Origin of the sequence: Dactylosporangium sp. CS-047395 (assembly GCF_050942185.1) — a bacterium.
In the GTDB taxonomy this organism is placed as follows: domain Bacteria; phylum Actinomycetota; class Actinomycetes; order Mycobacteriales; family Micromonosporaceae; genus Dactylosporangium.
Genome location: NZ_CP192015.1, coordinates 8,505,588 through 8,520,021, shown reverse-complemented (window position 1 = coordinate 8,520,021; position 14,434 = coordinate 8,505,588). Strand labels below are relative to the sequence as shown.

13 protein-coding genes are annotated in these 14,434 nt (G+C 72.8%); 8 read left to right on the top strand and 5 right to left on the bottom strand.

What is annotated here, in order from left to right; translation table 11 throughout:
* The first annotated feature begins 33 nt into the window (after positions 1-33).
* The 5 genes from ACQP00_RS39860 (at position 34) to ACQP00_RS39840 (ending at position 5,510) form a co-directional block, all read left to right on the top strand.
* Positions 34-2,025 (top strand): polysaccharide deacetylase family protein, encoded by a 1,992-nt coding sequence (locus tag ACQP00_RS39860; protein WP_433206618.1) that lies wholly within the window; start codon positions 34-36, stop codon positions 2,023-2,025.
* A gap of 10 nt (positions 2,026-2,035) precedes the next feature.
* A complete protein-coding gene (locus tag ACQP00_RS39855) occupies positions 2,036-3,235 on the top strand; it encodes a sensor histidine kinase (RefSeq protein ID WP_433206615.1) in 1,200 nt (399 codons plus the stop codon).
* Complete coding sequence (locus ACQP00_RS39850) at positions 3,232-3,897, top strand: response regulator (protein WP_433047308.1); 666 nt, start codon at positions 3,232-3,234, stop codon at positions 3,895-3,897. Before ACQP00_RS39855 ends, ACQP00_RS39850 begins: the two co-directional genes overlap by 4 nt.
* Before the next feature lie 83 nt (positions 3,898-3,980).
* A complete protein-coding gene (locus tag ACQP00_RS39845; RefSeq protein WP_433206612.1) occupies positions 3,981-4,688 on the top strand; it encodes a class I SAM-dependent methyltransferase in 708 nt (235 codons plus the stop codon).
* Positions 4,689-4,724: 36 nt separating this feature from the next.
* Complete coding sequence (locus ACQP00_RS39840) at positions 4,725-5,510, top strand: alpha/beta hydrolase (RefSeq protein WP_433206609.1); 786 nt, start codon at positions 4,725-4,727, stop codon at positions 5,508-5,510.
* Here ACQP00_RS39840 and ACQP00_RS39835 read toward each other — a convergent pair.
* Both ACQP00_RS39835 and ACQP00_RS39830 read right to left on the bottom strand, forming a co-directional pair.
* Positions 5,498-6,847 (bottom strand): ABC transporter substrate-binding protein, encoded by a 1,350-nt coding sequence (locus tag ACQP00_RS39835; protein WP_433206606.1) that lies wholly within the window; start codon positions 6,845-6,847, stop codon positions 5,498-5,500. The two genes, ACQP00_RS39840 and ACQP00_RS39835, sit on opposite strands and share 13 nt — an antisense overlap.
* Before the next feature lie 160 nt (positions 6,848-7,007).
* The gene (locus ACQP00_RS39830; RefSeq protein ID WP_433206603.1) at positions 7,008-8,972 is read right to left on the bottom strand and encodes a substrate-binding domain-containing protein; all 1,965 of its coding nucleotides are present in this window, start codon (positions 8,970-8,972) and stop codon (positions 7,008-7,010) included.
* 49 nt (positions 8,973-9,021) lie between these two features.
* Between ACQP00_RS39830 and ACQP00_RS39825 the strand changes: the two genes are divergently transcribed.
* Genes ACQP00_RS39825 through ACQP00_RS39815 form a run of 3 tightly spaced genes read left to right on the top strand, consistent with a single transcriptional unit; the run spans position 9,022 to position 12,034 of the window.
* Positions 9,022-9,945: a carbohydrate kinase family protein gene (locus tag ACQP00_RS39825; RefSeq protein WP_433206600.1), complete on the top strand. Its 924-nt coding sequence runs from the start codon at positions 9,022-9,024 to the stop codon at positions 9,943-9,945.
* 51 nt (positions 9,946-9,996) lie between these two features.
* Positions 9,997-10,662: a SanA/YdcF family protein gene (locus ACQP00_RS39820; protein ID WP_433206597.1), complete on the top strand. Its 666-nt coding sequence runs from the start codon at positions 9,997-9,999 to the stop codon at positions 10,660-10,662.
* A gap of 7 nt (positions 10,663-10,669) precedes the next feature.
* On the top strand, positions 10,670-12,034 hold the full coding sequence (locus tag ACQP00_RS39815) for a nitronate monooxygenase (protein WP_433206594.1): 1,365 nt from the start codon (positions 10,670-10,672) through the stop codon (positions 12,032-12,034).
* Positions 12,035-12,139: 105 nt separating this feature from the next.
* Here the strand turns inward: ACQP00_RS39815 and ACQP00_RS39810 are convergent, their stop codons facing one another.
* Genes ACQP00_RS39810 through ACQP00_RS39800 form a run of 3 tightly spaced genes read right to left on the bottom strand, consistent with a single transcriptional unit; the run spans position 12,140 to position 14,398 of the window.
* Positions 12,140-12,787, bottom strand: coding sequence for a response regulator (locus ACQP00_RS39810; RefSeq protein WP_433206591.1), 648 nt, complete (start codon positions 12,785-12,787; stop codon positions 12,140-12,142).
* Positions 12,784-13,869 carry a sensor histidine kinase gene (locus ACQP00_RS39805; protein WP_433206588.1) on the bottom strand — a complete coding sequence of 362 codons (1,086 nt, stop codon included), beginning with the start codon at positions 13,867-13,869 and terminating at the stop codon, positions 12,784-12,786. Before ACQP00_RS39805 ends, ACQP00_RS39810 begins: the two co-directional genes overlap by 4 nt.
* Before the next feature lie 16 nt (positions 13,870-13,885).
* Positions 13,886-14,398 (bottom strand): hypothetical protein, encoded by a 513-nt coding sequence (locus tag ACQP00_RS39800; RefSeq protein WP_433206585.1) that lies wholly within the window; start codon positions 14,396-14,398, stop codon positions 13,886-13,888.
* Between the last annotated feature and the right edge of the window lie 36 nt (positions 14,399-14,434).

The following is a 14,434-nucleotide window of genomic DNA, read 5'->3' as shown; positions in this document are numbered from 1 at the left end:
AGTTGCTTTCTGTGACGAATGGGGTATCGACACGTGCGGCTGTACAGATTACTCATCGGCGCCGTCCTCGCGGCCGTCGTTTCGACGCTGCTGCCCGGCGTCACGGCCTACGCGGTCGGTGCGAACCTCATCGGCAATCCCTCGGCGGAGACCGCCGCCGGTTCGGGCCCGGCGAGCTGGACCTTCGACAAGTGGGGCACCAACCAGACCACGTCGAGCTGGCAGAGCGGCGGCAAGGACGGCCAGAAGAGCCTCGCCATCACGATGACGTCGCGCTCGTCCGGCGACGCCAAGTGGATGGCGGCGCCGGTGACGGTCAAGCCGGGCACGAAGTACGTCGTCTCCGACTGGTACATCGGCTCGGTCGCCACGTCGCTCGAGGTCGTCTACACCAACGCGGCCGGCAAGCAGACGTTCGTCTGGCTCGCCGACGCCCCCGTCGCCACGGCGTGGAAGCAGCTCTCGATCGAGTTCACCACGCCCGCCGACGCGGTCAAGGCCTCCGTGTACCACGTGCTGGCCAAGAAGGGCAGCCTGCAGACCGACCTGTACTTCATGGCGGAGTCCGGCGCGTCCGACCCGACCCCGACGCCGGCCTCGGTCAAGCTGACCGCCCCGGCCGAGGGCGCCACCGTCTCCGGCACCCAGCAGCTCACCGCCACCGCCAGCGCCGACGTCGTCGGGGTCAAGTTCGCGGTGGACGGCGTGGACGTGGGTGCCGAGGACACCGCGGCCCCGTTCGCGGCGAGCTGGGACACCAAGAAGGCGACGAAGGGCGTGCACACCGTCACCGCGACGGCCCGCACCGCGTCCAGCCCGACCGCGGCCACGTCCAAGGTGACCGTGACGGTCGACAACACCACGACCACGCCGCCGCCGCCGACGACCCCGGGCAACCTCATCGCCAACCCGTCGGTCGAGACCGCGAACGGCAGCGCGCCGTCGGGCTGGACGAGCTCGACGTGGGGCACGAACACCACGGCGTTCACGTACCTCAGCAGCGGCGCGCACACCGGCAGCCGGGCGGTGAAGACGCAGATCACGAAGTACACCAGCGGCGACTCGAAGTGGAGCCCGGCCGCGGTGAGCATCACGCCGGGCAAGACCTACCAGTACTCGAACTGGTACCAGTCCAACGTGGACAGTGAGCTTGACGTCGAGGTCACCATGGCCGACGGGTCGGAGCAGTACGCGTACCTCGCCACCGCCCCCGCCTCCTCGGCCTGGGCGAAGGTCAGCGGGCAGTACACCGTCCCGGTGGGCGCCACCAAGATCACCGTGTTCCAGGTGCTGGCCAAGGTCGGCTGGGTCACCGCCGACGACTTCAGCCTCGCCGAGTACACCCCGGCCCAGCTCGACCGGGCGCTGATCAGCCTCACGTTCGACGACGGCTGGAAGTCGCAGTACACCGCGGGCGTCCCGCTGCTGGACAAGTACCAGATGCCCTCGACGTTCTACCTGCTCACCGGCACGATCACGTACCCGGACTACATGACCCAGGCCGAGATGTGCCAGCTCAAGTCGCACCGGGTCGAGATCGCCTCGCACACCGTCACGCACCCGCACCTGCCGCAGCTCACCGCGGCGAAGATCGACACCGAGCTGAAGAACAGCCAGGCCGACCTCAAGAAGTGGTGCGGGTCGGACGTCGCCAAGAACTTCGCGACGCCCTACGGCGAGTACGACTCGAAGGTGCTGACCGCGACCAAGAAGTACTACCGCTCGCACCGCTCCACCGACGAGGGGTACAACACCAAGGACAGCACCGACGTGAACAACATCAAGGTGCAGAACATCCTCAACACCACCACGCCGGCCCAGGTCGGCCTGTGGATCGACCAGGCCATCCGGGACAAGTCGTGGCTGGTGCTGGTCTACCACGAGGTGGACGCCTCGGCCGAGGACCCGACCTACGCCGTCACGCCCGCCAACCTGGAGAAGGAACTGCAGCTGATCCAGAGCAAGGGCATCACGGCGCTCACCGTCGACAAGGCCCTCGACGAGGTGGTACCGCAGCTGGCATAGCATGACCGTCGTGGGGTGGATCGCGCGCGGCCTGTGGGGGCTCATCGCCGCCAGGGATCCCGCGGTCCACCCCAGGACGCGCCTCGGCCGCGCGCTGCCGCTCATCGGCGCGATCGCCGGCATGCTGGCCGGGCTGCTCGCCTTCGTCTACTACAAGGGCAACGTCTCCTCGCAGGACAACCGGCACTGGATGCAGATCATTTTCTGCTCGGTGCTCATCGGCGCCCCGATCTCGCTGGTCGCCACCCGCCCGCTGCTGGCCTGGCGCATCGCGTGGCTCGCCGCCATCTACACCAGCCTCTCGCTGCACCTCGACCAGGGCACGCCGTGGCCGTTCCAGCCGGTGCAGATCCTGAGCTTCCCGCTCGTCCTGGCCGTGGTCGCCATCCGGCACCGGCGCGCGATCCTGATCTGGGTCGGCATCAGCGCCGCCCTGCTCGTCTTCGGCTACGTCAACCCCGACAACGTCGCCCCGCTGCTGCTGCTCGTCCTGGCCATCCTGGTCATCGGCGACCAGATCCGCCGCCGCCGCGAGGTCCAGCACGAGCTCGCCGAGGAGGCCGAGCGCACCGAGCTGGCCCAGGCCCGCCGCGCGATCGCCGAGGAGCGCAACCGGATCGCCCGCGAGATGCACGACATCGTCGCCCACCACATGTCGCTCATCGCGGTGCGGGCCGAGACGGCGGTCTACCGCATCGAGGGCGTCCCGCCCGCGGTCGCCGAAGAGCTTCAGGCCATCGCCGGTACTTCACGTGAGGCCCTCACCGAGATGCGCCGCCTGCTCGGCGTGCTGCGCGACGACTCCGTGCCGCTGACCGAGCCCCAGCCCACCCTGGACGAGCTGGCCGGGCTGGTCGCCGAGGCGCGCGGGGCCGGGGTCCGGGTCGAGTACTCGCCCGCCGAGGGCATCGAGGTCCCGCCCGGCGTCGGGCTGGCCGCGTACCGCATTGTGCAGGAGGCCCTGTCCAACGCCCGCCGGCACGCGGCCGGCGCGCCGGTCGCCATCGTCATCTTCCGCGACCAGGCGGAGCTGCGGGTCTTCGTGCGCAACGAGCCGACGGGGGCCCCGCCGCCCGCCGACGGCAAGGGCGGCCACGGCCTGATGGGCATGCAGGAGCGCGCGGCCGCGATCGGCGGCACCCTGCGGGCCGGGCCCGCGGCCGACGGCGGCTACGAGGTCGTCGCGACACTGCCCCTGGGGGACGCATGATCAAGATCCTGATCGTCGACGACCAGGCGATGGTCCGCCAGGGCTTCGCCGCGCTGCTGGCCGCCCAGCCCGACTTCACCGTCGTCGGCGACGCCTCCGACGGCGAGCAGGGCGTGGCCCTGGCCCGCGAGCGCGCCCCCGACGTGGTCCTCATGGACATCCGCATGCCGGTCCTCGACGGGCTGCAGGCCACCCGGCGCCTGCTCGACGTCGGCCCCGGCCTGCACCGGCCCCGGGTCCTCATGCTCACCACGTTCGACCTCGACGACTACGTCTTCGAGGCGCTGCGCGCGGGCGCGTCCGGCTTCCTGCTCAAGGACGCCCCGGCGGCCGAGCTCGTCAACGCCGTGCGGGTGGTCGCGGCCGGCGACGGCCTGCTCGCCCCGTCGGTGACCCGCAAGCTCATCGAGGAGTTCGCCACCCGGCCCCGGGTCGCCAGCCGCCCGCCGGCCAAGCTGCGCGAGCTCACCCCGCGCGAGGTCGAGGTGCTGCGGCTGATCGCCCGCGGCCGGTCCAACGCCGAGATCGCCGAGACCCTCGTGGTGGCCGAGCAGACCGTCAAGACCCACGTGAGCCGGGTGCTGCAGAAGCTCGACCTGCGCGACCGGGCCCAGGCGGTCGTCTTCGCCTACGAGGCCGGCGTGGTCACCGCGGGGGAGTAGCACCGGGGTAGTACCGGGGTAGCACGGCCGGCTGGCTCCGCGGAGGGACGCCCGGCCCGCAGGCGCCGCCCTACCTTCGCGCCATGTACTCCGTGGACACGATCATCCAGTGGTACCGCGAGCACGCCGCCGACCTGCGCGCCGCCCGTGAGCAGCAGCGCGAACTGCTCGCCCAGCGGGACATGCACCCCAAGCTCGACGACATCGAGGCCGAGATCTCCTACCTCACCGTCCGGGCGCTGCGCCCGCACACGGTGATCGAGATCGGCTCGTACCACGGCTGGTCGACCTCGTGGCTGCTGCGGGCCCTGCGCGACAACGGCGACGGGGTGCTGCACACCTTCGACCGGGTCGACCACGCGCGGCGCACCCTGCCCGAGGAGCTGACCCGGACCCGCTGGCGCTTCGTGCGCGGCGACGTGCGCGCCGCCGAGCTGCCCGACGACCCCGGCTTCGTGCTCGTCGACGCCCGGCACACCGCCGGATTCGCCCGCTGGTACACCGCGTGCCTCCTCGACCGCCTCAAGCCCGGCGTCGCCGTGGCCGTGCACGACATCTACCACGGCCGCCGGCCCTGGCCCGGCAGCGAGGGTTCGGTGCTGCTGGACTGGCTGCGGGAGCGGCGGATCGCGCACCTGACCGCGTCCCGGCACGGCGACCCCGACCTGCACGACCATCTGGCCGGCGTGAAGCGGCGCCTGCACCTCTCGGCCCCGGTGCACAGCGGCCGGCACGATCCGATGGCGTTCTTCAGTACCGTGGAGGGATCGAAGAACGGCTCCCCGGTATGACGATCCGGGGCCGGTCGCGTTCATAGCTTGCCCGGCATGCGAACGCTGCTGATGCTTCCGATCGTCGCCGCCGCCCTCACCGTCTTCGGCCCCACCCGCACCCCGGCGGTCCCGGCCCCGCTGCCGATCCAGGACGTCCGCCTCGCCGACGGGCGGGCCCTGGAGATCGTGGGCGACCTGGGCACCGCCCGCACCGTCGTCGTCCTGGTGCCCGGCGTCGACACGACGGCGGCGAACTTCGACCGCGGCCTCGGCGGCGTGCAGCGGCGGGCCCCGGTGTGGCAGGCGCACCAGCTCGCGGACGCGGTCGCCGCGCGGGGCGGGACGGGCGTGGCGGTGGTGGCGTGGCTCGGGTACCACCCGCCGCACGGCGTGGGCCTCGACGCCGCCCGGGAGGACCTGGCCGCGGCCGGCGCGGCCGCGCTGCGCGAGTTCGTGGCCCGGCTGCCGGGGGAGCGGATCGTCGTCGTCGGGCACAGCTACGGCTCGACGGTGATGGGGCTGGCCGCGCACGGGCTCGACCCGCGGGTCACCGACCTCGTCGCGCTGGGCAGCCCCGGCCTGGGCGTCGCGCGGGCGGCGGACCTGCACACCGCCGCGCACGTGTGGGCCGGCACCGCCGCCAACGACTGGACCCGCCGCATCCCGGGCCTGCGGCTCGTGGGCGCGGGCCACGGGGCTCACCCTTACGACCCGGCGTTCGGGGCTTCTTCGGTACCGGTGGGCGGCGTCGACGGGCACGACGGGTACTTCGCGGCCGGTACCGCGAGCCTTGGCTTCCTGAGCGAGATCGTGCTCGGGGACACGGCTCAGCGCTTGTAGCCCTTCAATGCGGCTTCCAGCCGGGCCTTGGCGTCGGCCGGGAGCTGCCCGCCGTTCGCGAGGGCCTCGCGGACGACGGCCCGGAACGTCTCGGAGAACTGGGCGTAGTGCGGGGTGACCGGGCGGGTGCGGGCCGAGCGGATCGCCTCGAGCAGCGTCGGCGCGTACCGGTAGCGCTGGACGACCTCGGCGTCGCGGTACACGATCTCGCGGGTGGCGGCGAACCCGCCCCGCTCGAACAGGATCTGCTGGCTGCGCTCGCTGGTCAGGAACTCGATGAGCTGCCGGGCCGCATTCGGGTGGCGGCTGTGGGCGGAGACGGCGAGGTTCTGCCCGCCGAGCGCGCTCGGCCCGGGCAGCCGGGTCACCCCGAACCGCAGCGCGGGGCGGGTGTCGGGGCTCGCGACCGGTCCGGGGGTGGCGCCGGGCGCGGGTGCGAGGGCCGGCGGCGGGTCGAGGGTCCGGTGCGCGACCGGCCAGTTGCGCATGAACAGCACCTTGCCCTCGGCGAACGCCTGGGTCGCGGCCGCCTCGTCGAACGTCGCCGACGCGGGCAGGATCACCTGCGGGGTCGACTTCTGCAGGCCCGACGCGAGCCGGGTCAGCCCGTCCTGGGCGGCCGAGGAGTCGATGACGACGTTGCCGTCGCCGTCGACCACGTCACCGCCGGCGCCCCAGATCGCCTCCAGCGCGTTGACGGTGAGGCCCTCGTAGTCGGCGAGCTGCCCCGCGTACCCGGCGCCCGGGCGGTCGTTCTGGGGGATGGCGCCGAACCCGGTCAGCACCGACTGGGACGCCGCCACCAGCTGCGGCCAGCTCGTGGGGGCGGTGCCGACGTAGTCGTCGCGGTAGTACAGCATCCCGGCGTCGGTGTTGAACGGCAGCGCCCAGAGCTTCCCGTCGTAGCGGCACGTCCGCAACGGCGCCGGGAGGAAGCCCGCGGGGTCGCTGTCGTTCAGGGCGCGGATGTACCCCTGGGAGGCGAACTCCGCCGTCCAGGTCACGTCGAGGTTGTAGATGTCGGCGTCGCCCTTGCCGCCGCCCTGCGCCCTGGCGACCATCTCGCTGCGCTGGGCGTCCGCGACCGCCGCCAGTTCTTCGATGCGGGCCTGGTTGCGCGGGTGCAGGGCGTTCCACTGGTCGACGAGGGCCTGGCGCTGGTTGCCGTACCCGTCGTCGCGGCCGGAGAGGATGACGAGCTCGCCGTCCTCGGGGTCGTGGCTCGGCCGGAGCGCCGCGACGGCGAGGTTGACGAGGAGGGTGATCGCGACCCCGGCCGCGAACGCCAGCAGGATTTTGCCCGCCCGCTCCACTGTGGACCGCTCGTCCGCCTGCATGGCTTTTGTGGCGCTCGCTTTGTCGGCGCTCGCTTTGTCGGCGGCCGCTTTGTCGGCGGCCGCTTTGTCGGCGGCCGCTTTGTCGGCGGCCGCGTTTTTGGTGGGCGCGTTTGTGGTGGGCGTTTCGTTGGCGGGGGTTGCCGGTGGGCGCGTGGCTGGGTCATCCGTCATTCGTGGGCTCGCCTCCCCAGAGCAGGCCGAACAGGTCCGTGAGGATGTCGCCGATGTCGCCGGTGGCGGCGTCGTAGCAGGCGCCGCCGGTGTGCGCGGCGATGTCGCGCAGCGCGAACGCGCCGCAGCTGGCCTCGCCGATCGCGATGACGAAGACCCGGACGCCCTTGTCGCGGACCCGGGCGTCGACGCTCGCCGGGTCGAGGCCGCTGGTGTCGTTGCCGTCGGTCAGCACGACCAGGCCGGCGATCCGCTCGCCGAGGTCCCGGGCGGCGTCGGTCACGCCGTCGCCGACGGTCTGCAGCAGGGGCGTGTCGCCGCCCGGCTTGACCTGGGCGAGCGCGTCGGTGGCGGCCTTGGCGCGGGGTACACCGGAAATGGGCACGTCGGCTCTTCCGAGCGGCACGAGATCCCTGGCGTCCGGGCTCGCTCCGTTCGGGAAGATGCGCAGGCCGAACTCGTCGCGGCCGCTCATCAGGGCGAGGGCCTTGCCGACCCCGGCCGAGGCGACCTGGAACCGGGTCTGCCGGCCGTCGGCGAGGGTGGACATCGAGCCGGACACATCCAGGGCGAGGAGGATGCGGCCGGGGCGGCGGGCTTGGGAGTACCGCTGCAGCGTTGTCCTGATCGTCTCGGGGGACGGGGCGCGGCGCTCGAAGGCGATCCCGGCATGCGCGCCGAAGCGGTCGGACAGCGGGTCGGCCACGTCGAACAGGGGCGGCGGGCGCAGGGCCGTGCGGACCAGGGCGCGCTTGCCGTCGTCGCGGCCGAGCCAGCCCTCGAAGTCCTTCACGGCGGCGGTGGCCGCGGCCGCGGTCGTGTCCCAGCCGAGGCGCACGAGCGGGTGGTCGGCGCCGACGGTGTCGCGCGGGTAGAAGGCGACCAGGGCCTGCCCGGCGTCCGGCGGGCCGGTGCCGAGGTCGCAGCCGAGCCCCTGGTTGTACCGGACGAGGGCCTGCTCGGTGGTCAGGACCACGGCCCGGCGGGGGTCGCCGGCGCGCTTGCGGCACAACAGCTCGGTGCTGTCGCCGAGCGGGAACCCGCCGGCGTCCAGCGAGCGCTCGATGCGCTGCTCGATCGCGCGGGCGGCGGGGCCGTCGGCCTTCGTCCGGTCGTAGAGCACGGTCGTGGCCAGCGAGCCCGCCCCGGACACCGACGGGTCGGGGCGCACCACGTCCCAGCCGCGGCGGACCACCTCGTCCCACAGCTGCTTCCAGGTGAGCTCCTCGCGCCGCGCGCTGAGGTCGTCGGGCACCGCGGCGGCGGGCACCCCGAGCACCACCGGGGACGCGGCGATGACCCGCTGCCCGGCGATCGGCACCGGCACCGCGAACCGCGCGGCCGCGTCCCGCGCCGCGTCGACGTCGGCGGTCGAGTCGGGCAGCCACACGTCCGGCCGCGGCCCGATCTGGCGCAGCGCGTCGTTGGTCCAGCCGCTGCCGATCGCCTCGCGGGCGTCGTCTGGGCGGGCCGCGTACACGTACAACTCGGCGCCCGGACACCCGTGCTCGGCGGCGGCCGTGGCGGACTCGTAGGCGTCGGCGAGCTGCCGCACCGCGTCCAGCTGCTCCGGCGACGTGAGCACCCGCACCGCGGCCGGCCGGTCGCAGCCGCGCAGCCAGCGCCGGGTGAAGTCGATGGTGGGCGGCGCGAGGTACCCGATGGCCAGCCCGACCAGGCACAGCCCGCCGACGAAGCCGAGCACTTTGGGGGCGAAGAACGTGCGCAGCTTCTGCAGTACGTCGCCGGACCAGTGCAGGACCGACTCGAACAGCCCGGCCGCGAACAGCCCCCCGAGCCCGCCGATGATCGACCCGCCGATGAGCATGGCCCAGCGGGCGAACGACGCCGGTTGGCCGGTGGAGAGCTGCTGCAGGGCGATGCCGGCCCCGGTGAACAGGGCGACGAGGATGGAAACCAGCGGCCGTGCGGATTCCTTGTCCTTGTCGGCCATGGTCCTATCATGCCCCTCGATGTGCGCCCGCGCCGTCTATGCTCGCGCGATGGCGGACTTCGATGTGCTGGTGCTCGGCGGGGCCGGGGTGGACACGATCGTGCGCGTCCCGGAGCTGGCGCTGCCGGCGGGCGACTACCTGCCGGTGCCGCCGATCCGGGACTACGTCGCCCACTCGGGCAACGGCGTGGCGCTGGGCTTCCACGCGCTGGGCCTGCGCACCCGCTTCGCCGACCTGCTCGGCGACGACGCGTTCGGTGCGCTGATCCAGGCCCGGTACGCCGCGGTGGGCCTCGACCACGTCAGCATCCCGGCCCCGAACGGCACCCCGCGTAGCGTGAACCTGGTCGACGCGGCCGGTCGCCGGTTCTCCTTCTTCGACGGGCGCCACCCGGACGGGTACCGCTTCCCGGAGGACTTCTACCTCCCGCTCGTCGCCCGCGCCGCACACGTGCACGTGGCCACCGACCGCACCCCGGCCGTGTGGGCGGCGGCGCGGGAGCGGGGCATCACCACCTCGACGGACATCCACGCCTGGAACGGCGTGGACGAGTGGGCCTGGCCCATGGCGAGCGAGGCGGACATCGTGTTTCTGAGTTCCGCGTCGGCACCGTCCACGATCGACGACGTCATGCGCGCGATCGCGGGCAAGGGACGCGCGTCGGTGGTGGTGGCGACCGAGGGGGAGCGCGGCTGCCGGGTGCTGGCCGACTCGACGATCACGCGCTACCCGGTCGCCGTGCCGTCGCGTCCGGTGGTCGACTCGAACGGTGCCGGGGATGCGTTCAGTACCGCCTTCCTGAGCCGCTGGCTCGGTGGCCGCCCGTTGCCGGAGTGCGCCCTGGCGGGGGCCGTGTCGGGCGCGTTCGCGTGCGGCGCGCCGGGCACGCACGAGGAGCTGATCTCGTCCGGCGCGCTGGCCGCGGGCATGGCTGCGGCTTCGGGGACGTGGGGTCCGCGCGTGTCGGATTGACGGCGCAACGTTGTAAATTGGTGCGTGCGCGCGATCCTCGGGGGAATGCGAATGCGTGTCTGGCTCGTACGCCTGGTCCGGCTGGGCGTGGCCGCCGCGGTCGTGGGCGGCCTGCTCACGGCCGAGAGCAGCATGTGGCTTCGCACCGCCGCGAACGGTCACCTCTACACGGTCGCCACGGTCCCGGCCGCCCCGGTGGTGATGGTGCTCGGCGCGCAGGTCTACGACGACGGCACCCCGTCGCCGTTCCTGGAGGCGCGGCTGGAGTTGGCGCGGCAGCTGTTCGCGGCGGGCAAGGTCAAGGCCATCCTCGTCTCCGGCGACCACATGGACTGGGGCTACGACGAGCCGGGCAACATGTGGCTCTGGCTGAACTCCCACGGCGTGCCGGCCGGCCGCATCATCGAGGACCACGCCGGCTTCGACACCTACGACTCCTGCGCGCGGGCCAAACGCGTCTTCGGCGTGGACCGGATGATCATCGTCACCCAGGCCTTCCACCTGGAACGGGCCGTGGCCCTGTGCCGCCACCTGGGCGTGGATGCCACGGGCGTGGGCGACACGACGGTGGCCAAGTTCCGCGACCCGTGGCTGAAGGCGTCGTACCGCGAGTACGGCGCCGCGGACAAGGCCGCCTTCGATGTCCTGTCGGGCCGCGACCCGGTGTTTCTGGGCCAGCACGAGACCTCGGTACAGGACGCCCTGAACCAGGGATGATCGGTGCATGACACCGTTGCTGGGCACCGACCTTCCAGTCCTGGCCGCCCCGATGGCGGGCGGCCCGACGACGCCGGCCCTGATCCGCGCCGCTTCGGGCGTGGGCTCGATGGGCTTCCTGGCCGCGGGCTATCTGTCGGCGGCGGAGCTGGCTTCGCGGATCGCGGAGGTCGACGGCCTGTTCGGGGTGAACGTGTTCGCCCCGAACCCGGTGCCGGTGGATCCGGGCGAGTTCCGCTCCTACGCCTATCGCCTGCAGCCGGAGGCGGCGCGCTACGGCCTGGACCTGGCAAGCGCCAAGATCGTGGAGCACGACGACGACTGGTCCGCCAAGATCGACCTCTTGCTGGCCCGGCCGGTGCCGGTTGTGTCGTTCACGTTCGCTTTGCCGCCGGCCTCGGTTGTGGCCGCGCTGCGCCGGGCCGGGACCGTGGTCCTGCAGACGGTGACGTCCACTGTGGAGGCTCGCGCGGCGGCTGACCTGGGCGTCGACGGCTTGATCATCCAGTCCGCGGCCGCGGGCGCGCACTCGGGCACGTTCACACCAGGAAATATTCCGACAAATGATGATTTGCCCGATTTGGTACGTTCGATCTTGGCGGCGACGGCCCTCCCGGCGATCGCCGCAGGCGGGGTGGGCACCCCGGACGACGTGAGGGCCGCGCTGGCGGCTGGCGCGCAGGCCGTGATGGTGGGCACCGCGCTGCTGCGGACGGACGAGAGCGGCGCGTCGGCGGTGCACAAGGCGGCACTGGCGGAGGCCGCGAACTCAGCCGCGGCGCCAGCGGGCCCAGCAGCAGATTCGGGCGCGGCGCCGGCGGGCCCTGCGGCGGGTTCGGGCGCGGCGCCGGCGGGCCCTGCGGCGGGTTCGGGCGCGGCGCCGGCGGGATCGAGCGTGACGCCCGCGGGTCCCGCGGTGGGCTCGAGTGCGGCGCCGGCGGGTTCAAGCGTGACGCCCGCGGGTCCCGCGGTGGGTTCGAGTGCGGCGCCGGCCAGCCCCAGCCCTGCGGCGGGTTCAAGCGTGGCGCCCGCGAGTTCGGCTGCGGGTTCGGGCCATGCGGGTGATGCCGGGCGCGCAGAGGGCGCCACCCCTCAAGGTCAGCCGTCCACTGTAGACCGAAGCGCGACCCTCCTCACGCGAGCGTTCAGCGGCCGTCCAGCCCGGGCGTTGCGCAACGGGTTCACCGACCGGCATCACCTCGCGGCGCCATCCGGGTACCCCGCCGTGCACTATCTCACCTCGCCGCTTCGCAAAGCCGCCGCGCAAGCCGGGGACCGCGAGCGCGTGAACCTCTGGGCCGGCACCGGCTTCCGGCACGCCGCTGCCGGTCCGGCCGGGGCAGTTCTCGTTGCGCTGGCTTCGAAGGCATAGGTCCGGGCGGGGCGGCTCGTTCTATCCCTCAATCCTACCCAACCCGAAAAAGTTGGATCTCACCAGCATCACGCACAGCAAGAACCCGAAACGCGCAGTAGTCGATCACGACGTCAGCCCTCGCTCGTACGCATAGCGAACTGCCTGCGCACGGTCGCGTACGCCGATCTTTGCGAACAAGCGATTGATGTGTGACTTGACAGTGACCTCACTAACGTAAAGTCGTCCGGCTATTTCGCGGTTCGACAAGCCCGACGCGATCAAACGCAGGACCTCCGTCTCCCGGGCGGTCAAGCCGTCGACGGGAGCGGCAACAGCAGCAGTCCCGCCACCCTGCACCGCCGCGGCCAGCAAGCGTTGCTGCACCTGCGGGTCCAGCACCGACTGGCCCGCTGCCGCGGCTCGGACCGCCTGCGCGATCTGCACCCGGCCCGCGTCCTTCGTCAAATAGCCCAGCGCGCCCGCCTGCAGCGCGGACAGGATGTGGTCGTCGTCCGCGTACGTGGTCAGGACCACGACCCGCGTGTCCGGGTGTGACGCGCGGATCGCCCCCGTCGCCGACACCCCGTCGCGCCTGGGCATGCGCAGATCCATCAAAACCACATCAGGGTTGAGCTGCGCCACCAGCTCCAGGCACGCCTCGCCGTCCGCGGCCTCGCCCACCACTTCCACGTCGTCCAGCAGGCTCAGCATCAGCGCCAGGCCCTCGCGTACGGCGGTCTGGTCGTCGGCCACGACAACGCGGATCGTCACCCTGGCATCCTCACATCCACGAGCCAGCCGTCGTCCGTCGGCCCGGCGCTGAAGCTGCCGCCCGCCAGCTCGGCGCGTTCGCGTAGGCCGGTCAGGCCGTACCCGGACGACAGCCCTGTCGTCGGCGGACCCGCCGGGCCGTGGTTGCGCACCGTCAGGCGCACGTCCGCGGCGCCGTACTCCAACCGGACGGCAACAGCGCTCCCCGGAGCGTGTTTGCGCACATTGGTCAGCGCCTCCTGGGCCGTGCGGTACAGCGCCAACCCCGTCTCCGCGCTCAGCTCCCGCGCCGTCCCCACCAGCGCGAACTCGTGGTCCGCGGTGAGCTCGCGCAGGAGCTCCGGCAGCGGCACCGGGTCGCCGCGCAGGGCGCTCACCGCGCGTCTGGTCTCCGTCAGGCCGTCGCGGGCCAGGCGACCGGCGCGGTCGACGATCACCGCCGCGTCCGCCGCGCGGTCGCGTTCCAGCAGGGCGGCGGCCGTCTCCAGTTGCAGCGACAGGGCCGACAGCGAGTGGGCCAGCACGTCGTGGATCTCGCGCGCGAGGCGGGCCCGCTCGGCCAGTGCGGCCGCCTTGGCCTGCTCGTCAGCGAGGGCGGCCGCGCTGGCCGCGCGCTCGCGGCGGATCGTACCCAGCAGCAGGACCAGCAGCATCGCGCCGGCCCAGATGACGACGGTCTCCAGCGGGGCGCCGAGGATCGCGTGGGTGCCGGCCAGCAGGACGGCGCCGGTCCCGGTCATGATCGCGGCGGTGCGGAACGGCAGCGACGCCGTCGCGATCGTCACCGCGGCCAGGGCGTAGCAGCCGGCGATGCCCCCGTGCTGGGCGACGGTGAGGGCGATACCCACGACCATGCAGGCGCCCACGGTGTACGGCTGCCAGCGCGGCGCCCCCCACCGCAACGTCATCGCCACCCACGCGGCCGCGGCGAGCACGACCCCGCAGAGCAGGACGAGCCCCCGGCCGGACGGGCCGGGCCGGGGGTCGTCCTGGAACATCGCGACGGTCAGGATGACCAGGATCACCAGGCTGCGCAGCTGGCGGTACCGGAACATCCGCTGGGGCGTCACGAACTCGAACACCGCACCAGTGTCGGCGTCAGCCACGGCGGGCGGCACGGCGGGCACCCCGCGGGGCGAACGGCGCGCCGGTGGCGATCGCGCGCCGCCCGACGATCGCGGCCTCGCCGAGGAAGCTCAGCCCGAGGATCACCAGCAGGCCCGCGCTGAGCACCGCGGAGTCGGCGTCCAGGGCGCGGCCTGCGAACGTCTGGCCGACCCGCAGCACGATCAGGCCGATCCACACGGCGATGGTGACGAGCGTGTAGCGGTACCAGACATGGCCGTTCTGCACGAAGACCTTCACCGTGAGACCTCGCACGACGCCGCCCAGCACCGCGAGGACCGCGCCGGCGCCCAGCACGGCGCCGTCGACGACCGGGTGCTGGGCGGCGGTGGCGAAGTCGACCTGGGCGAGGGAGTAGCCGCCGATGAGCAGCAGCACGACCGGCACGACGATCAGGCGGCGGGCCTCGAGGGGCTCGCCCGCGAACCGGCGGATCATGACGAGGACGATGGCGGCGACGGCGATCAGCAGCGTGGTCGTGTTCATGTCCCTGAAGGTATTGATCGGCGGCCGTACGGGCCG